At 61.2% G+C, this 16,819-nt stretch carries 19 protein-coding genes; 9 read left to right on the forward strand and 10 right to left on the reverse strand.

What is annotated here, in order from left to right:
• Positions 1 to 603: an ANTAR domain-containing response regulator gene (locus NKH57_RS21895; protein ID WP_352947210.1), complete on the reverse strand. Its 603-nt coding sequence runs from the start codon at positions 601 to 603 to the stop codon at positions 1 to 3.
• Positions 604 to 1,180: 577 nt separating this feature from the next.
• Between NKH57_RS21895 and NKH57_RS21900 the strand changes: the two genes are divergently transcribed.
• The 9 genes from NKH57_RS21900 to NKH57_RS21940 are packed head-to-tail and all read left to right on the forward strand — an operon-like array spanning position 1,181 to position 8,741.
• Positions 1,181 to 2,230, forward strand: a complete 1,050-nt coding sequence (locus NKH57_RS21900; RefSeq protein ID WP_352947213.1) for a PilN domain-containing protein — start codon at positions 1,181 to 1,183, stop codon at positions 2,228 to 2,230.
• Positions 2,231 to 2,232: 2 nt separating this feature from the next.
• Positions 2,233 to 2,832: a type II secretion system protein GspM gene (gene gspM / locus NKH57_RS21905; protein WP_352947216.1), complete on the forward strand. Its 600-nt coding sequence runs from the start codon at positions 2,233 to 2,235 to the stop codon at positions 2,830 to 2,832.
• The gene (locus NKH57_RS21910; protein ID WP_023759604.1) at positions 2,829 to 3,395 is read left to right on the forward strand and encodes a hypothetical protein; all 567 of its coding nucleotides are present in this window, start codon (positions 2,829 to 2,831) and stop codon (positions 3,393 to 3,395) included. Before gspM ends, NKH57_RS21910 begins: the two co-directional genes overlap by 4 nt.
• Positions 3,392 to 4,312 carry a hypothetical protein gene (locus NKH57_RS21915; protein ID WP_352606463.1) on the forward strand — a complete coding sequence of 307 codons (921 nt, stop codon included), beginning with the start codon at positions 3,392 to 3,394 and terminating at the stop codon, positions 4,310 to 4,312. The genes NKH57_RS21910 and NKH57_RS21915 overlap by 4 nt, the downstream gene beginning before the upstream one ends.
• Positions 4,309 to 5,949: a GspE/PulE family protein gene (locus NKH57_RS21920; protein WP_352732516.1), complete on the forward strand. Its 1,641-nt coding sequence runs from the start codon at positions 4,309 to 4,311 to the stop codon at positions 5,947 to 5,949. The genes NKH57_RS21915 and NKH57_RS21920 overlap by 4 nt, the downstream gene beginning before the upstream one ends.
• The gene (locus NKH57_RS21925; RefSeq protein ID WP_023759607.1) at positions 5,949 to 7,166 is read left to right on the forward strand and encodes a type II secretion system F family protein; all 1,218 of its coding nucleotides are present in this window, start codon (positions 5,949 to 5,951) and stop codon (positions 7,164 to 7,166) included. Before NKH57_RS21920 ends, NKH57_RS21925 begins: the two co-directional genes overlap by 1 nt.
• Positions 7,163 to 7,636, forward strand: a complete 474-nt coding sequence (locus NKH57_RS21930) for a prepilin-type N-terminal cleavage/methylation domain-containing protein (RefSeq protein WP_023759608.1) — start codon at positions 7,163 to 7,165, stop codon at positions 7,634 to 7,636. The genes NKH57_RS21925 and NKH57_RS21930 overlap by 4 nt, the downstream gene beginning before the upstream one ends.
• Positions 7,633 to 7,992, forward strand: coding sequence for a PulJ/GspJ family protein (locus tag NKH57_RS21935; RefSeq protein ID WP_352606469.1), 360 nt, complete (start codon positions 7,633 to 7,635; stop codon positions 7,990 to 7,992). The genes NKH57_RS21930 and NKH57_RS21935 overlap by 4 nt, the downstream gene beginning before the upstream one ends.
• A complete protein-coding gene (locus NKH57_RS21940; protein ID WP_352606471.1) occupies positions 7,989 to 8,741 on the forward strand; it encodes a type II secretion system protein GspJ in 753 nt (250 codons plus the stop codon). The genes NKH57_RS21935 and NKH57_RS21940 overlap by 4 nt, the downstream gene beginning before the upstream one ends.
• Positions 8,742 to 8,751: 10 nt before the next feature.
• On the opposite strand, the gene gspG is transcribed toward NKH57_RS21940, so the two are convergent.
• The 9 genes from gspG to NKH57_RS21985 all read right to left on the reverse strand — a co-directional run.
• Positions 8,752 to 9,204 (reverse strand): type II secretion system major pseudopilin GspG, encoded by a 453-nt coding sequence (gspG, locus tag NKH57_RS21945; protein ID WP_023759611.1) that lies wholly within the window; start codon positions 9,202 to 9,204, stop codon positions 8,752 to 8,754.
• Positions 9,204 to 9,692: a prepilin peptidase gene (locus tag NKH57_RS21950; protein ID WP_031260278.1), complete on the reverse strand. Its 489-nt coding sequence runs from the start codon at positions 9,690 to 9,692 to the stop codon at positions 9,204 to 9,206. Before NKH57_RS21950 ends, gspG begins: the two co-directional genes overlap by 1 nt.
• A gap of 2 nt (positions 9,693 to 9,694) precedes the next feature.
• Positions 9,695 to 11,818 carry a type II secretion system secretin GspD gene (gene gspD, locus NKH57_RS21955; protein ID WP_352947223.1) on the reverse strand — a complete coding sequence of 708 codons (2,124 nt, stop codon included), beginning with the start codon at positions 11,816 to 11,818 and terminating at the stop codon, positions 9,695 to 9,697.
• Positions 11,819 to 12,406: 588 nt separating this feature from the next.
• Positions 12,407 to 13,633 carry an RHS repeat-associated core domain-containing protein gene (locus tag NKH57_RS21960; RefSeq protein ID WP_352947226.1) on the reverse strand — a complete coding sequence of 409 codons (1,227 nt, stop codon included), beginning with the start codon at positions 13,631 to 13,633 and terminating at the stop codon, positions 12,407 to 12,409.
• Positions 13,634 to 13,733: 100 nt separating this feature from the next.
• A complete protein-coding gene (locus NKH57_RS21965) occupies positions 13,734 to 13,895 on the reverse strand; it encodes a hypothetical protein (protein ID WP_352947229.1) in 162 nt (53 codons plus the stop codon).
• A gap of 113 nt (positions 13,896 to 14,008) precedes the next feature.
• Positions 14,009 to 14,437, reverse strand: coding sequence for a hypothetical protein (locus NKH57_RS21970; protein ID WP_352947232.1), 429 nt, complete (start codon positions 14,435 to 14,437; stop codon positions 14,009 to 14,011).
• A gap of 307 nt (positions 14,438 to 14,744) precedes the next feature.
• A complete protein-coding gene (locus tag NKH57_RS21975; RefSeq protein WP_352947235.1) occupies positions 14,745 to 15,458 on the reverse strand; it encodes a hypothetical protein in 714 nt (237 codons plus the stop codon).
• A complete protein-coding gene (locus NKH57_RS21980) occupies positions 15,458 to 15,619 on the reverse strand; it encodes a hypothetical protein (protein ID WP_245266632.1) in 162 nt (53 codons plus the stop codon). Before NKH57_RS21980 ends, NKH57_RS21975 begins: the two co-directional genes overlap by 1 nt.
• 433 nt (positions 15,620 to 16,052) lie before the next feature.
• The coding region (locus tag NKH57_RS21985) for an RHS repeat-associated core domain-containing protein (protein WP_352947238.1) at positions 16,053 to 16,819 on the reverse strand (767 nt) is incomplete at its 5' end.

The raw sequence follows: 16,819 nt of genomic DNA on the forward strand, positions 1-16,819 counted from the left end.
TCATTCGTCCTCCGCCGGTCCCAGCAGCCCGGCGGCAGTCACCAGGCTCTGGGCGATGTCGCCGATCTTGCGGTTCTGGTTCATCGCCGTCTTGCGCAGCAGCGTGTAGGCCGCCTCTTCGGAGAGGCCACGCGACTTCATCAGGATGCCCTTGGCGCGATCGATCACCTTGCGGCTCTCGAGTTCGCCGCGAACTTCTTCCAGTTCGCGCGCCATGCGCGAAAAAGCGTTAAAGCGGCTCACCGCCATGTCGAGGATCGGCTTGACGCGCTCTTGCCGCAGCCCGTCGACGACATAGGCCGAAACGCCGGCATCGACGGCTGCCTCGATCGAGGCCTGGTCGGAACGGTCGACGAACATGGCGATCGGCCGCTTCACCGCGCGCGACAGCTGGAACATGTTCTCCAGCATGTCGCGGTTCGGATTTTCAAGATCGATGACGATGACGTCGGGCTCGATCTCGGCGATCCGCCGCGCAATGCCGGCCACGTCGTGGATGACGGTGACCCGCTCATGCCCGGCCTCACGCAGCCCCGCCTCGATGATCGCGGCGCGGATACGGTTTTCGTCGATCACCAGGACGGCGAGAGAAGTTCGGACCATGCCTGCATTGTGACCAAGCGAAGGAATTGTGCAATGCGGTATAACCGAACAATCCCTACATTCGCTGAAACCGGCGATTAATGCCGCACAGCTGAATTCAGCAGGCCCTATGACACCAACGCCGTCGATCACGCGCACGGGCGAAGCGCGAGCAGTTCCTTGGCCGTCGCAAGTCTCCTCGACACGGCCTTGCCGGAATCGGAACTGTTGGACGAAACGGCAGTCAGGAACCCGAGGATCGCCGCAAACGCCACGCGGACCGCCTCCACCTGATGCCTCCAACCCTGTATGCCGAACCAGGGAAATGAAAGGGGCTTCCGATACCTCTCAGTCGACCAGTTGCTCGACCATCGACTGAACGAGAACCCGCTTGGCAGGCCGACCGAGAAGTAAAGCAGAGGTGCTCAAGACCAAAAATCGGAATGCCTGCGGTTTTATGTCGTTCTTCGGTCTCAACAAAAGCTGTGACTAATCGGCCTACCGCGCCTTCGCTAATATCCGCATCAAATCGGCTTTTGTAGTAATCTCATCTTGAAAACCTCGGCCGAGAATCAGCCGGGTTGGCGGGCGGCTGGTTGTGGCGACACTCAACGCGCAGGTTCTGGATTTTTTCGACTGGTGGCTCGACGAGCTGCGAGGGGTCCGGGCGCGGCTTGCGCCCAAGCACAGGCAAGCCACCACCTGCGACTGGATCGTCAGCCTGGCCGATGACGGCATCCGCGCCCGCGAGGCCAATGCGCCGGAGTTCCAATCAATCCCGTTGGCGCTCAACGCCGCTTCGGACGAGGTCCTGGCGCTTCTCCAGGGCGGGCCTCGGCGCAAGCGGCCGACCTTCGATATCCGCATTGAGCCCGGGCTGTTCCTGACCCGGCAACTGGCGGCGCGGCGGCTGCCGCTTCGCCAGGCTCGGGACATGGCCGAGCTCGACCTCCTGGCCTCGACGCCGATCGATCCGGCGCAGGTGCATGTCGTCTTTGCCAGGCACGCCGAGCAGGACTGCTTCTACCATGTCGTCAAGGCGAAGACGCTTGCTGCGGTGCTCGAAGCGGTCCGCCGGGCTGGTGGATCGGTCCGCTGCCTATCGCTGTCGCAGCCGCACAGCGTGCTGCCGGCCGATCCGCTCAGCCTCGCCGCCGTCTGGCCGCCGAGCGCTGGCGACCGGAGCCGCAGAACTATAGGGATCGCGGCCTGTTCGATCCTGGCCGGAGCCATGCTGGTCACCTTTGCTCACGCGCATTGGCGCAGCTGGCAGGCGGGTGCCGAACTGGACGCGCAGATCGCCGATGCGCAGGTGCTGGCCAAGGCGGCACGCACCTCGCTGCAGAAGCGCCAGGCCGGCATCGAGCAGATCGAAAGAATCCGCCAGGAAAAGAAGACGACGGCGTCGTTGGTCCGCGTCTGGGCCGAGCTGACGCACCTGCTTCCCGACACGACCTGGCTGACCGATCTTTCGGCCAAGGGCGGCGACCTGACCATCACAGGCTTTTCGGCCTCCGCCGCCGAGCTGATCCAGCCGCTCGACGCCTCGCCGTTGTTTTCGGCGCCCGAATTCGCCTCGCCCGTGGTCAAGGTTCCCGGCCAGGAGGGCGAACACTTCACCATTACGGCAAAGATCGGAGCGCTCTGACGATGCTCTCCGCCATCCTCAACACCAGCCCGCTGGTTCGCCGCCTGATCGCGCTGGCCATCGCGGCGGTATCGGCTGGCGTCCTCGCCTGGGTGGTGTTCGCGGCGCTCGACAGTGTCGCCTCGGCACAGGCCGGGATCGAGGAGAAGCGCGAGCTCCTCGGCCAGTTGCAGAGCGTGGCGGCACTGGCCAAGCGCCTCGATAGCGCCGCCAGTCCGGCAGTGGCAGCAAATCCCGAATTTCTCACCGGCGGGAGCGAAGCGATCATTCGCGGCGGGCTGCAGACCCGCCTGAACGCGATCGCCGCCGCCAATGGCGTGAACGTGCTGTCGGCCGGCAATGCACCGGTGCTCAGCGAAGCCGGCGTCGATTTCATCGGGCTGCGGGCCAACCTTTCGGGGCCGCTCGAGGGCATTCACAACGCCGTTCTCGCCATCGAAACGTCGCTTCCGGTGCTGTTCATTCGCGAGGCCACCGTGCGCACGACCGATGTCGGACCGGCCGCCGGGCACAGCGGCGACCCCGAGATCTTTGCCGAGATCCTGTTTTACGGCCCGCTGCAAACGCAAGGCGCATCGGCAGCCAGTGGGGTCAAGCCATGACCCTGAAAGTCACCGGCCTGGCGATTGCGGCCATGATCGCGGGCCTCATCCTGGTCAATGTCGTGCTCTACGGCACGCCGGTGGACATCACGCCGGTCGCCTCCGGGAAAGGGCATGACGGCGCGTTGGCATCAGCGGCGGGATCGCTGCAGTTTCCTGAGGCCGGCGATTTCAGCGAGACGTTCCAGCGTCCGCTGTTCACACCGACGCGCCGGAAAATCGTGCCGCCGCCAGTCCCGCCGCAGCCGGTGGAAATCGCCGTCGCACCGGCCGAGCAGCCGGCTCCACGGCCCGAAGCCGCACCGGCCGTTACGCCATCGCTGCTGGGCATCAGCAGAAACGGCGGAGCGGCAAAGGCGCTGCTGCGCGTCGCGGGCAGCGATGCTGCTGTCTGGTATGGCAATGGCGAGACCGTCGATGGCTGGAAGGTGTCGGCGATCGACAAGGATCAGGCCGTGCTCGAGCGTGACGGCAAGGTGGCCCACATCCTGCTTTATCCGCCATGGGAGAACCTCCCGCCACCACCACCGCCCCCTCCGCCACCCCCGGTCCCGGAATTATGAGCGGCCGCACACCTCACGACGGCGCAAGCGCAGGCAACGAAAGCCCAAATAGCGGCTTTTCGCTGGTCGCCGTGCTGGTGTTCATGCTGATCGTCTCGGCAATAGTCGTGCCCTTCGCCGTGACGGCCAAAACGCGGCTGATGATCGCCAACAACGAGGTAGAACAGGAGCGCCTGTCGCTGCTTGCCGAGGGCCTGGGCAATCTTGTTGCGAGCGAATTGACCGGCGGCTCGGGGACAAAGACGTTTGCGCTGGATTCCACACCGGCGGCGTGCCGGTCGGGTGCGTTCAGCTTCGATGTGCGCGTCCAGGATCACGGCGGGCTGATCGATCTCAATGCCGCCGACGACAATTTGTTGGCGCTTGGTTTCGCGTCGCTTGGCTTCGAGCAGCAGGCGTCGCAAGCGCTGGCCGAGGCCGCGCTCCGGTTTCGTGACAACGCCAAGCTGTTTGCCGGCCAGCCCGGGCCAAGAAGCGCCGTCGGGCCGCCGCAAGACAAGCAGGCGCCGTTCGAATCGGTGTCCGAACTGCAGGAGTTCGCTGCCCTTGCGTCAGTGCCCCTGCAGGCCCTCCATGCCGCCTTCACGGTCAACTCGAAGCGCGGCACGATCAGCGCCGATCGTGCACCGAACCGTCTTCGCGCGGCCCTTGCCACTGGTTCCAGCGCCGCGCTTGTTCAGGCTGCCGAGGCATCGGCCTACACGGTCGACGTGGCCGTCAGACGCGACGGATCCGGCATCACGGGTCAGGCCGGGTTCATCATCGAGAAATCTCCGGTGAGCGACACGGCGTTCCGGCGCGTCTCGCGAAGCCCGGCGCGTGACGCCGGCACATTGCCGGCAGGCGCCGGCAGTGCCGGCTGCGAGGTGCTTTTCGGCACCGAGGCCGCACAGCTCCTGCAGGGGTGGAGCTCATGAACGCCCCCGCCCAGCCCCAGGGGACCGAAGCGTTTCTGGCCTTTCTCGAAGGCGAGAAGGTGCTGACTGCGCACGCGGCCCAGCGCGCATTGGGAGCATCGCGAACATCAGGACACCCATTCGATACGGTGATGACCGAACTCGGACTGATCGGCGAGCAGGAGCTTGCCAACAGCCTCAGCCGCTACCTCCAGGCACCGACGGTCGAGATTCCCGAACAGATCAGCCCCGAAATGCTGGCAAGCGTGCCGTTGGTCTACCTGCGTGCAAATGCGATCCTGCCGCTGCAAATGGATGCCGAGCGGCTGGTTGTCGCCGTCGCCGATCCCTTCTCGTCGGCAACCATCGACGCGCTTGCCTTTCACTATGAGCGGACACTGGCGCTGCGCATCTTGCCGAGGCGCACGATCACCGAATGCATCGATCGCATCGAGCAATCGGCTCTGGAGGCCGTTTCAAATGGCGGCGGTGGTGGCGAATTCCTGGATTTCGGTCCCGACGACCTCGAACGATTGAAGGATTTTGCCCGTGAGGCGCCGATCGTCCGCTTCGTCGCCGAGACCATCCACAAGGCTGTCGATGCAAGGGCCACCGACATCCATATCGAGCCGCTCGAGGATCACGTCCGCATCCGCTTCCGGCATGACGGCATGCTGTCGACCGTCGATACCGCATCGATTGCGATGCTGTCCGGCATCTCCACCCGCATCAAAATCCTGTCGCGCCTCAACATTGCCGAGCGGCGCCTGCCGCAGGATGGACGCATGCGCATCGCCGTGCGCGGCCGCGACGTCGACCTGCGCGTCTCGGTCATTCCGTCGATTCACGGCGAAGCCATCGTACTTCGAATTCTTGACCGTGCCGGCGTCGAATTGAAATTGGAGAAACTGGGTTTCGACGGTGTCGCGCAAGGCAAGATCCGCTCCATGTCGCAAGCCGCCAACGGCATCGTGCTGATCACCGGGCCGACCGGCAGCGGCAAGACGACGACACTCTATTCGATCCTCGCCGAGCGTTCGCGGCCGGACGTCAAGATCTTCACGGTCGAGGATCCGGTCGAATATCGCATGGCGGGCATCACCCAGTTGCAGGTCAATCCGGCGATCGACCTCGACTTTGCCGCCGCCCTGCGTTCGATCTTGCGGCAGGACCCCGACATCATCCTGCTCGGTGAAATTCGCGATCGCGAGACGGCGCAGGTCGCGGTCCAGGCGGCGCTCACCGGCCATCTGGTGTTCTCGACACTTCACACCAACAGTGCCGCGGGCGCGCTGACGCGGCTTCGCGACATGGGCATCGACGGCTATCTGCTCGGCGCGACGATCCGGGGCGTCATCGCACAGAGGCTGTTGCGCCGTGTCTGCCCGACCTGCCACGGCGCCGACCAAACCGGCCCGGCCTGCCGCACCTGCAACGGCTCCGGCTACAGCGGGCGCACAGTGACCTACGAAATGCTGCAGGTATCGCCGCGCATCGCCGAGCTTATTGACCGGGGCGCCGGCGAAATGGAGATCGGGAAAATTGCCGCCGAGGACGACCTCGTGCCGATGTCGGTCCACGCAACCGCCCTTGCCCGATCGCAGGTCACCACGATGGACGAAGTCCGGCGTGTCATCGATCTCGCGGGAGGGGGCTGATGCCGGCCTTCGCCTATCGCGCCTATCTCGTCGACGGCAGCACCGAGACCGGCATTCTCGATGCGTCGACCAAGCAAGATGCGGCGCGCAAACTGGCGCAGCAGGGCCGCCGTTCCTTTCACCTTGCGCCTGTGAGCGGCGACAAGCAGCAGCTTCGCCTGCCCGGGCGCAGCGCGCTGACGTTGACCCGCAAGGTCGATCTCGGCCGTCTGTTTTCCGAGCTTTCGGTGCTTCTGAATGCCGGGTTCACCGTCGACCGCGCCTTGCATGCGGTCATTTCGGGCGAGGCCAACGGTCAGCGGCGTCAACAGCTGCAATCGGTGCTCGATCTCACAACCGGCGGCCGGCCGATCGCCGAGGCCTTTGCCGGGCTGCCGGGTATCACCTCCGACGTTGCCGCCCTGCTCGCCAGCGGCGAGCGCAGCGGCAAGATGGCCTATATATGCCAGCGGCTGGCGGACACCTATGAGGCAACGGCCAAACGCCGTGCGGCAATTATCGAGGCTCTGGCCTATCCTGCCTTCCTGCTGCTGGTGATGAGCGGGGCGCTGGTCATTCTGGCGACGGTCCTGGTACCGGCGCTGGAACCGATTTTCGAAGGCTCATCTGCTCCCAAGCCGTTCACCATGACCATGCTTTCTGCATTCGGCACGGTGTTTCGCGACTATCCGTTCGTCTTCCCGCTGGCGGCGGTCCTCGGCCTGCTTACCTGGCTTTTTCTGTCCCGATCCACCGGTGCGAGAAAACGCCTCTCGCATTGGCTGTTGAAGATCCCGCTGATCGGCGCGCTGGTCAGGGATGCCGTGATCGCGCGCTATCTGGAAACGCTTGCGCTGCTGCTCGGCAATGGCGTGGCGATGACCGAGGCGCTCGGCCTGGCCGCCAATGTTTCCAGGCAGAGTTCGCTGGCGGCAAGCTTTGCGGCGATCGAAGAAACCGTCGCCAACGGCGCCCGCCTGCATGGCGCGATCGTCAAGGCAGGGATTTTCGACAATGCGACGATGTCGCTGGTCTCGCTCGGCGAAGAGGCGAATGCCCTTCCCGTGGTCCTGGATCGGGCCGCGAAAATGCTCCAGCTGACGCTGACGCGCCGGATCGACACTGTGCTGAAGCTGCTGACCCCGGCTTTGACGATTTCGCTCGGTTTCCTCGTCGGCAGCCTGGTCATTTCGGTGATGACCACGATCCTCAGCATCAACGACCTGGCGCTGCAATGACAGCTGCGTCGAGAGCCGGCGCGCCGGCACACGCAACCGCCGGATTTACTCTGGTCGAGATGCTGGTCGTGCTGGCGATCATGGCCCTCGTCGCGGCCATCGCTGCACCGGGGCTGGTCAGCAACTATCGCACCAGGAACCTGGAGACACTGGCCGGCGAGATCACCATGCGGCTGCGCCTGTCGCGCACATCGGCGATCGCCGCCGCCAGGCCCAGGCAGGTTCTCGTCGATCTCGGCACCCGCACCTTCCGGTTCGGCGAACAGAACACGCTCACGCTGCCGGACGATGTCAAAATGACCGTGACCACCGGCCAGGAGACCGTCATCGCCGACCGGCAGACAGTCCTGACCTTCCTTCCCGATGGCAGCGCTTCCGGCATGGACATCTCGCTGCTGCAAAAAGGGCGGACCGCGCGCATCGCGGTCAACTGGCTGACCGGGCTTTCAACCTGGCGCGCGCTGCCATGACGGCGCCATCGTCTCAACCGACCTCCGAAGACGGATTTTCGATCCTGGAGATGATCGTCGCCATGACCATCCTGGCGCTTGTGCTTGGCATCGCCAGCCAGTCGATCGTTCTGGCGAGCCGCAGCATCGCCGCGGCCAAGCGCCAGGTCGAAGCCGCCAGGACGGTGCGTGTGATGCTGGCCGACTACGAAGCCCGGACACAAACCACGGCGCCAAACGGCTGGACCCTGAAGACGTACACGATAGAAATGTCGAAGGCCAAGGTGACGGCTGTGCTCATAGAAAAGACGGGCGGAGCGTTTCCAGGCAGGCCGTTTCTAACCTTCGTGCCGGTGCAGGAGCCCGGTGCTCAATGAGCGGCCTGTTTTCCCGCGCTCACTCGAAAATCCGCGCCGTCTGCCGGCCGGAGCGCCGTTCAGGCATCCCCCTGCCCGACGCCAGATCATCAAGGGGACCATCGGCATCAGTCGAGGGATTTGCGCTGATCGACGTGTTGGTCGGGCTGGCCCTGATCGGCGTGATCACATCGCTGATGATGGTCTTCCTCGGCCAGGCTCGAACCATGCTGCGCATCGAAAAAGCAACGGAATTCCAGATGGAGGTCGATTCCGCATCGCGGTTTCTGGAAACGGCGATCAGCCATGCCGAGCCCTTGCCCTTGTCGAAGTCGTCGCCGGACCAGGTGCTTTATCTCGACGGCGATGGTTCCCGGATCGAGTTCAACGCCGTTCAGGCGATCGGCTTCAAATCCTCCGCGCTGCGCGAAATTGCAGTTTCGCTTGGCGGAAGTGCACTGGCCATTGTCCAGAAAACACGGCGCGGCAGCGGACCCGGCGCGTCGACGCAGAGCCAGCCGGTGCGGCTGCTCGGCGGTGTGAACGCCATAAGATTCGAATATCTCGACGGTTCGACGGCTGGTTCATCATGGTTGTCGAGCTGGAATGCGCCGCGGCGCCTGCCCGCCGCAGTGCGGTTCACCGTGTCGGTTCAGCGCGATGGTGCCGCCTTTTCGGCGAGCGGTTTTGCTCGCCTCGATCTGGCCAATGCCCGGCAGCTGCCGGGCATGAACGAAACACAGCGCCCCGAAACACAGCGCCGACCATAGAGAAGAAAAATCAGTTGCTGATGTCCTGGTCTTCGCCGGTTCCATCGGGCTTGCCGTCTTTTCCAAGGCTGCGGATGACCACGCCGCTCGCATCGGCCTTCACTTCGTAGGAATAAGGCCTCCCCCACGGATCCTTGAGACCGGTCGTCCCCTTGAGGTAAGGGCCGTTCCAACGCGCTTCGCCTGTGGGCGCCGCAACCAGGGCCGAGAGCCCCTCCTCCGCGGTCGGATACTTCGCATTGTCGACATAGTAGAGTTCAAGCGCGCTTTCGATGTTGCGGACTTGCGCCTTGGCCGCGTTGGTTCTTGCCGAGCCGAGATAGCGCAGCACCTGAGGTGCTGCGAGCGTGGCGATCAGCGCGATGATGGCGAGCACGACCAGAAGCTCGACCAGGGTGAAGCCGCTTTCGCGATCGTCGCGTTCTCGGCGGGATTTTTCAGAGGTAAAGCGTGGAGTGATCATCAGAGCAGTCCCATGTCCAAACCTGCAAGTTGCTCCAGTGCCCAGCTGCAGCCGAGGCCGATGGCGATGAACGGGCCGAAGGCGACACGGGCTTTGGCCGCCGCCGGCCCTGTCGCGATCACCAGCCCGCCGACGAACAGCAAAGCGCTGGCGCTGGCGACGAACAGCAGCACCGGCAACAGCCGTGGGCTGATCCAGCATGCAGCGGCGGCCAGCATCTTGACGTCGCCGAGGCCGAGGCCAATCCGGCCGGTCATCAGGAAATGGCCGCGCCGGATCAACCAGGCAGCGGCAAAGGTCAAGGCGGCGAACAGCAGGCGCGCCGGCAGGCCATCCGCCTGCGTCGCCATCTGATAGACAAGGCCGATGCCGGCCAGGGCCAGGTTGAACCCATCCGGGATGATCTGCCGGCGGAAATCGGCGATCGAAATAGCGCAGAGAATAGCGGCCAGAGCGATCGTGGCAGCCAGCACGAGGGATGAGTGCATCGTCAATACGCCAGCCTCTTCAGGTCCTCTTGCAGCTTGGTGCCGCCGCGTCGCTTCTGGATCGGCGTCTGCAAGCTGATCTTGCCGCGGAATTCGTCCGTCACCTCGCGCGCTTCGTTGATGTCGCGCACGACATGCGGCCTGATGAAGATGATCAGTTCGGTGCGTCCGATGCTGTCCGTCTTTTGCTTGAACGCGTTGCCGATGATCGGGATATCGCCGAGGATAGGCACTTGCGTGCGGTCGACATTATTACGCGACTGGATCAGGCCGCCCAGCGCCAGGCTCTCGCCGTCATTGACCAGGACGCGGGTCTGAATCTTGCGCTGCTGGATGGTCGGCGAATCGATGCCGGAGCTGGTCGTCCTTGTGACGTTGCTGACCTCCTGCTGGATGTCGAGCATGACCCTGCCGGCATTGTTGATGCGTGGCGTCACCGTCAGTATGACACCGGTGTCCTTCATCTCGACCGAGACGACCGGCGAGCTGCCGAGCGTCTGGTCCACCACTTGCCTTGTCGCGATCGGCACCTGGTCGCCGACCTGCAAGATCGCCTTCTGGTTGTTCAGCGCCATGATGGTCGGCGCCGAGATGACATTGACGTCGGTGATGCTGGAAAGTGCATTCAGCGTCACCTGGATGTTGTCGGTGGCGTAGCTCCAGTTGAAGCCGGGCAGTGCCGCAGCGGCAACGCCCTTTGCCACGTCGGTCACCGAGATGTTCATGCCGCCATTCTCGAAGAACCAGCGCAGTCCGTATTTCAAATCGTCGTTGAGCGTCACTTCGGCGATGACAGCCTCCAGCATGACTTGCGTCGGCAGCACGTCGACCTTGGCCAGTATCTGCTCGATGCGTTCGTAGTCGCGCGCTGTGGTCTGGATCAGCAGCGCATTGTTTTCGACATCGGCGACGACCGTGGCGTGGGCCGGCGCCTGTCCATCCTGCATCGGCATCGAAGGCGACGGCCCGGTCAGTGGCACCGGCGTGACGCCATCCGATTGCATGGCGATCGGCGTCTGGTCGGGCGACACATTCGAGCCGCCTGTATCTCCCTCGGTCTTGACCGTGGTGCCAAGCACGGAGCTCAACACCGCAGCCAGTTCCTTGGCCGGGCGGTTCTGGATCTGGTAGACGAAAAGCTGATCTTCGTTGGTCTCGGCCAGCCTATCGAGCTTGTTGATCCAGGTCGCGGCACGGGCGAGATAGGCCGGGCGCGACGTGATCACCAGCACCGAATTCAGCCTGTCGTTGGGGATAAACTGGATGAGCTTGGCGCCGGGCCCTTCCTTGGTGCCGAAGATGGAATCGAGTTCGGCGGCAACCGCCTCCGGCTTGGAGGTCTTGAGCGGATGCAGCGCCACCGACATGCCGCGCATCCAGTCGACGTCGAACACCGAGACCGCTTCTCTGATAGCATTGAGGTCGCTGTCGTTGCCGGCGACCGTGATCAGGTTGCGAACGGAATCGACCCGCAGCACCGACCCCTGTCGGGTGATCGGTTCGAGAATGGTCTTCATCTCGTCGGCGGCGATGAACTGCAGCTGCAGCACCTGCACCTTGACGCCGGGGCCGGACGGCGAAACCGAAGGCACACTGACCGGCGGTGTGCTGGACATGATCTCGGAAAGCGGCACGATCTGATAGGTGCCGGCGCGGTTGGTGATGCCGGCGGAATTCACCGCGAGCGCCGATTGCAGGATATCGACCAGCGCGTCCTTCGACACCGGCTGCGAGGTCTGCAAGGTCACCGTGCCCTGCACGCGCGGATCGACGATGTAGTTGAGGTGCAGCGCATCGCCCAGAACCGCTTTGGCCGCCTCGGTGATCGGCGCATTGATCAGGTTGAGCTCGAACTGGCCCGAACCGTCTGTCGTCACCTTGGTGACGGGCGCGCCGGAGGAGACGAACTGGCCCGAGCCCTGATATTGCGTGCCGTTGAAGCGCTGCGCCTGGCCGGCGGCCGAGGTGATGGCGCCGGGACCGGTGTAGCCCGCCCGCAACGGCGAGTTCCTGGCATGCAGGCTGTCGATGGTCTCGGTGAAGAAGTCCTTGCCCGGCGCGGAGGTGCAGCCGGCAACCGCCAGCAACGTGCACAACACGACGCGATGACTCGGCTTGATCGACATCCACCCGATTCCCCTGGGTTTTTAGTCTACGGCCTTTGCAAGCCGATGTCGGGAATGATGTGGGTGTTTGGGGTCTATCCACAGGGTTGGGGGTGGAGGGCGGCAACCTGCCGGGTCAGGGTAAGGCCTGAGATCTGGATATCAACAAGGGAAGCCTGCTACTTGAGCAGGGCAGCCAAGACTGCGGTGGGCTACAGAGATGGCCGCCGAGCAGGCCCTTGCCGCATCGGCGGCCGGGCGAAGATAGCAAAAAGTGCACTGTCACCGTAATTGCACACGGTCGGTCTATCGACTACAGCTCCAAAAGCAAATGCCGACACATGGAATGTCAGTCGTCGTGTTGTTGCTTATTCCATTTCCCGTTGGCAAACTCAGCAAGCCATCCAGGTTTTAGCTCTCCAATAAGTTGTATATTTTCTTGGCGGTCAATTATGTGATTCAATCCAACCACCTCGAAGTCTGACAGATCATGAGGGTGATCGTACTGTCCACATGTAAGTTGCCACCCGCCATCTGAATGGCGGATTACCAGAGCCACTGGCCTTTCATCTCGAAAAACGTGGCCGCAGACCAGAGCTTGAACCTCCATTACTCACCCCTGTACCTTGTTGGCGACCATTCTGTTCCAAGATCTTTTGCGCCTTTTGAGCCGTTACATGGTTGGCAGGCTGGATCCAAATTGTCCAGAGATGTCGGGCCCCCTTTAGAATATGCTTTAATGTGATCCGCCTGAATCTTATCAGGAGCCGTCGCTTTCCCACAATACGCGCAAGTGATCGTTCCGTCTGGATTGCGCCCTTTGCTCAGTACCTGATCTCTAAGTGCTCCCCTGGCACTTCGTGGCCCTCGGATTTCAGGGGCAATTTTGGCCGGCACAGCCTCTTCGGCTACCGGCGCGTTCATCTTCATCCCGACAGCGTCTTGAGCATAGTATCCCGGTCCCGCGAAATCTCCCGGTGCCGCGCAAGCGCCACCGCAGATAGGTGCGGCAGTAGGACCGAGCTTGCCAGCTGTAACCGGCTCGAAGTCAAAGCCTACGAAATCATCTTCCGCGATGTGATCGCCAACAGCCGTTTTGTTTTTGCCTTTGAAGCCCAGATTCGCTAGATCTTTGTTGCTGTCTGCCGAAGCTTGGGGGCCCTTGTCGCTAGCAGTGCCCGTGCCGCTGTTGGTGCCGCCGCCTTCTCTGCCAGCGTTAGCCAACCCAGCGGCGCTGTCGTCGGATGACCGCAGCGAATGGCCATTGCTGTCCGCCTTGTGGACCGGATCATTCTGGGCATAAGCATACCGGTTCGTGCCGACACCTGCCTTGGTCGGATCCCAATCATCCGGCGAAATAAACCTCCCCAGCACCGGGTCCATGTACCGTGCATTGAGATACAGCAGGCCGGTCTCGGGATCGAAGCGTTCGCCGATGTAGTTCTTCTGCGTCTGGAAGCCGGTGTTGAGGCTTTCGCCATAGGTGGCGTAGCTGGTCTGTTCGACGATGGCGCCTGTCATGTCGGTGACCTGGCGCACCGAGGCCAGATGCTCGCGGTGCAGGAAGTATTTGGTCGTGCCGACGACCTTGATGTCGGGATGCGGGTAGCGCGTGTAGGTCTCCGCGCCCGGTGTCTTCGGATCGATCTCGACATTGGCGTCGGGATAGAGCGTCGTGGCGAAGCTCGAGGACTTCCTGGCGCGCGCTCCGTCCGGCCCGTAGGCGAGGTTGACGGTGTTGGAGGCGCGCGTGACCGTTTTCAGCCGGTTGGCCTCGTCCCAGACCAGCGTGCGGCTGCCGTCGGAGGTCAAATTGCCATTGGCATCATAGGCCATCGCATTGGCGCCGACCGAGATTGGCGCATGCGGACGTGGTGCGCTTGCCGCAGGCCATCCGGATCGGCCGGTGTCAGGATCAGGTGCACATGGTTCGGCATCAGGGCCAGATGCCGACATCGGCGGCGCGGCAATGCTCGACCAGCAGGTTCTTGTAGGGCGCATAGTCACCAGGCGCGAAAAACACTTTGGCGCGCCGGTTGCCACGCCGCGTCACGTGGTGCGGCAGACCGGGAACGACAATACAGGCAAGGCGAGCCATGCTGGCCGTCTACACGCAATGCAGGTCGGACGAACATGAATAAAGTGCACCGTCACCGTAATTCGCATCGATGGTCAGGCGAATATGGTGAAAGGTGCACCGTCACCGTAATTTTAAAACGACATAGATGAAATCATCGTCTTCGCTTCGGTCAATTCTTTATTTATACGGCCTGCGTCCTCGCTCGAAGCGACGTATGTTACAAAGACAACGTCTTTCCCATTTGATAAATACCACGCTGACAAGGTTTCATCTTCGGTTTTCGAAGCTAATCCGACGCACATTATGTTATTGTTTTTTGCGGATGAGATATCTTTACTATCAATTGAGTTATTTTGGCAAAACTCAATCATAAAAGATCTGAGGTCGTTGAAATTCACATTCGGATTTTTCCCGCTATGATATGTCGCGATAGAGAATTGAACAGCCCCGACACCTGACGCTTTAGCCAAGGTAGGTGGTGACCCCGCGGGAAGGTTGTCAGTTATGTCTTCCCATCCTGTAGGCATGTCGAAGGTGACACCGTAGAATTGTACTATCATTGCGGTTTCATTGAGTCCGATGAGTTTTCTGGTTTTTCAGACTTTTCTTGGTTAGTATTATCTTTCAATTTTCCTGTATGTGGATCGTAGTCAAGTTTATATGTATCATCGCGCCATTTATTCTTTTGATCAGCTCTGAATGTCCTAGCGCCAGTTGGTGTCGCGGGCTTGAAGTCCCCGTAGGCGAAGCCTGGAGGCCAAGATGAATTGGGGTACGCAGAGGGGTGTTTGCCGTCAACTACCTTGACGTCTTGTCCGGGCACGCCCGACTTCTTGAATTCGAACTTGGTATCTGGGTACTGTTGTCTCAGCTGATCCGGTAACATCCCTGGCTTATTTGAATGCAGCGTACTCCCTCTGCTGGCGGCAGCGCTAGTGGCGGCGCGCCCTTTCGGTGGGCTCGTTGGGGCTGCTTTAGTAGGTTCAACCTTCTGGACTTTATTCGGGGTCTTGGAGTACGGATTCGTCTGACCAAGCGCTTGAAACGCGTTTTCGCGAACCGCATCAGAATTACGGTGACAGTGCACCATTTTCGTTTCGCCGCCTGCCTCGCTTTCCCGATTTCACGGCCCTTCCGGTTTGCCCGGCAACCCGGTCCAGAAATGCGTCGCTGCCCACCGGCCGGCCGATGCTCGGCTTTGCGCAGGGCATCGAAAGCCGCGACATCCGTCTCGATCAGATCGAACAGTCCGGCCGACGAGGGCAGCCGGTCTTTCATCGGCCCCAGATCCGTAACGCCATTGGCTTCATCCGTCAGATGCGCCCGAGCGCTTGACCAGGGCCAATCCGCCGCCTGGCTCACCAGCCCCGCGCGTACCGGGTTCAGCCCGACATAGCGCACTGCCGACAACAGGTGATCCTCGTCCATGGCGACGGCGCCGAAGCGACCCTGCCAGAAATGCCTGGTTTTCTTCCGTCGCGCGTGGATGGTGCCGGCATAGGCGCGATGCACCTTGGCAAGCGCGCGCCGCAAGCCATCGGGGTCGGCCGGTGTCAGGATCAGGTGCACGTGGTTCGGCATCAGGGCCAGATGCCGACATCGGCGGCGCGGCAATGCTCGACTAGGAGGGCCTTGTAGAGCGCGTAGTCACCAAGCGTGAAAAACACCTTGGCGCGCCCGTTGCCGCGCTGGGTTACGTGGTGCGGCAGACTGGGCACGACAATGCGGGCGAGGCGAGCCATGGGAGCAATCTACACGCAATGAAGGTCGAACGAATATGAATAAAGTGCACTGTCACCGTAATTCCTTGCCGCATCGGCGGACGGGCGAAGATGGCAAAAAGTGCACTGTAATTCGAAATCAATCCGATATTGCAACGATGCTTCTCTTCTCTGATAAAGCGGAACTCCCGAGCGATGTCATTTTTTCTAAGAAATCCAGTAACCTGGAAGAGTTAGTGTTGTTTTTTAGTATGAAAATTTCTTGCATAAATATCGGTATTGAAGAAAGAGGTATCTCCTCATCCTCATAGTAATCATGGAATCTAACAACCTCGCCCAACCCAAGAGATTTGGCGGCCACCAACAATTCATGATGAAGCTCGACATCTAGTGGGACTGATTTTTTTGGGGCGCCACTTGCATCAAGGATTGAGAAATCTAGCGACATTAGACTCTATGGCCTCCCTGGAAAGGCTGTTACCAATTCACCCTTTGGATTGGTAACAACAGACATTACCGACGTCGGTTGTCCTGTTGACCTGTCAACACCAATATCCCTATTCACGTCAAGGGTGCGAACAAAGTTTCCATTTGGCTGCACGGTCGCCTTTTGCTGCGTCGCCAAATCTATTAATGACTCTACATCCTCACCGTTGCTAAACTTACTTTTATCCGCATACTTCGATATGCTGTTAATTGTATGACGATCTACGGTATGCTTCAAACCTTTTGCAGTAATTTTTATTGATGGATTCAATAATAGAGGGGTTTCTTTTACGACTGCTTTTAGTCCATTTTCAACTAACGCTGCCCCTATTTTCTCCTCGGGTAGCGCCACACTCAGCGCAAGGCCCGCCACGCCTAGCCCAATTTTTCCCTTATCTTTTTCTTTTACTCCCTCGTATATCGATTGCAAGTCTCCGACCGGAGTAGCCGATACAATCGCTTTTCCTGTATTAACGGCGGCATCAACGCCCGCATGTCCAGATATGTCGGCCTGATTGCCGATGTAACCTCTGGCGGCAACAGCTCCAGGGCCTCCGCTGAAAATACCCCCTCCGCCAAATAGGCTTTCCCATCCGTGGCCATTCCGATCGCTTTTGTTGACCGGGTCATTCTGAGAATAGGCATACCGGTTGGTGCCAACACCTTCCTTGGTCGGATCCCAATCATCCGGCGAAATAAACCGCCCCAGCACCGGATCCATGTAGCGTGCATTGA

Origin of the sequence: Mesorhizobium sp. M1050 (assembly GCF_040318715.1) — a bacterium.
In the GTDB taxonomy this organism is placed as follows: domain Bacteria; phylum Pseudomonadota; class Alphaproteobacteria; order Rhizobiales; family Rhizobiaceae; genus Mesorhizobium.

Excerpts from the sequence above, each read along its gene's own strand:
- NKH57_RS21895 (WP_352947210.1), bottom strand. The coding sequence starts at position 603 with ATGGTCCGAACTTCTCTCGCCGTCCTGGTGATCGACGAAAACCGTATC.
- gspM (WP_352947216.1), top strand. The coding sequence starts at position 2,233 with ATGCTCTCCGCCATCCTCAACACCAGCCCGCTGGTTCGCCGCCTGATC.
- NKH57_RS21910 (WP_023759604.1), top strand. The coding sequence starts at position 2,829 with ATGACCCTGAAAGTCACCGGCCTGGCGATTGCGGCCATGATCGCGGGC.
- NKH57_RS21915 (WP_352606463.1), top strand. The coding sequence starts at position 3,392 with ATGAGCGGCCGCACACCTCACGACGGCGCAAGCGCAGGCAACGAAAGC.
- NKH57_RS21920 (WP_352732516.1), top strand. The coding sequence starts at position 4,309 with ATGAACGCCCCCGCCCAGCCCCAGGGGACCGAAGCGTTTCTGGCCTTT.
- NKH57_RS21925 (WP_023759607.1), top strand. The coding sequence starts at position 5,949 with ATGCCGGCCTTCGCCTATCGCGCCTATCTCGTCGACGGCAGCACCGAG.
- NKH57_RS21930 (WP_023759608.1), top strand. The coding sequence starts at position 7,163 with ATGACAGCTGCGTCGAGAGCCGGCGCGCCGGCACACGCAACCGCCGGA.
- NKH57_RS21935 (WP_352606469.1), top strand. The coding sequence starts at position 7,633 with ATGACGGCGCCATCGTCTCAACCGACCTCCGAAGACGGATTTTCGATC.
- NKH57_RS21940 (WP_352606471.1), top strand. The coding sequence starts at position 7,989 with ATGAGCGGCCTGTTTTCCCGCGCTCACTCGAAAATCCGCGCCGTCTGC.
- gspG (WP_023759611.1), bottom strand. The coding sequence starts at position 9,204 with ATGATCACTCCACGCTTTACCTCTGAAAAATCCCGCCGAGAACGCGAC.
- NKH57_RS21950 (WP_031260278.1), bottom strand. The coding sequence starts at position 9,692 with ATGCACTCATCCCTCGTGCTGGCTGCCACGATCGCTCTGGCCGCTATT.
- gspD (WP_352947223.1), bottom strand. The coding sequence starts at position 11,818 with ATGTCGATCAAGCCGAGTCATCGCGTCGTGTTGTGCACGTTGCTGGCG.
- NKH57_RS21960 (WP_352947226.1), bottom strand. The coding sequence starts at position 13,633 with ATGGCCTATGATGCCAATGGCAATTTGACCTCCGACGGCAGCCGCACG.
- NKH57_RS21965 (WP_352947229.1), bottom strand. The coding sequence starts at position 13,895 with ATGGCTCGCCTTGCCTGTATTGTCGTTCCCGGTCTGCCGCACCACGTG.
- NKH57_RS21970 (WP_352947232.1), bottom strand. The coding sequence starts at position 14,437 with ATGATAGTACAATTCTACGGTGTCACCTTCGACATGCCTACAGGATGG.
- NKH57_RS21975 (WP_352947235.1), bottom strand. The coding sequence starts at position 15,458 with ATGCCGAACCACGTGCACCTGATCCTGACACCGGCCGACCCCGATGGC.
- NKH57_RS21980 (WP_245266632.1), bottom strand. The coding sequence starts at position 15,619 with ATGGCTCGCCTCGCCCGCATTGTCGTGCCCAGTCTGCCGCACCACGTA.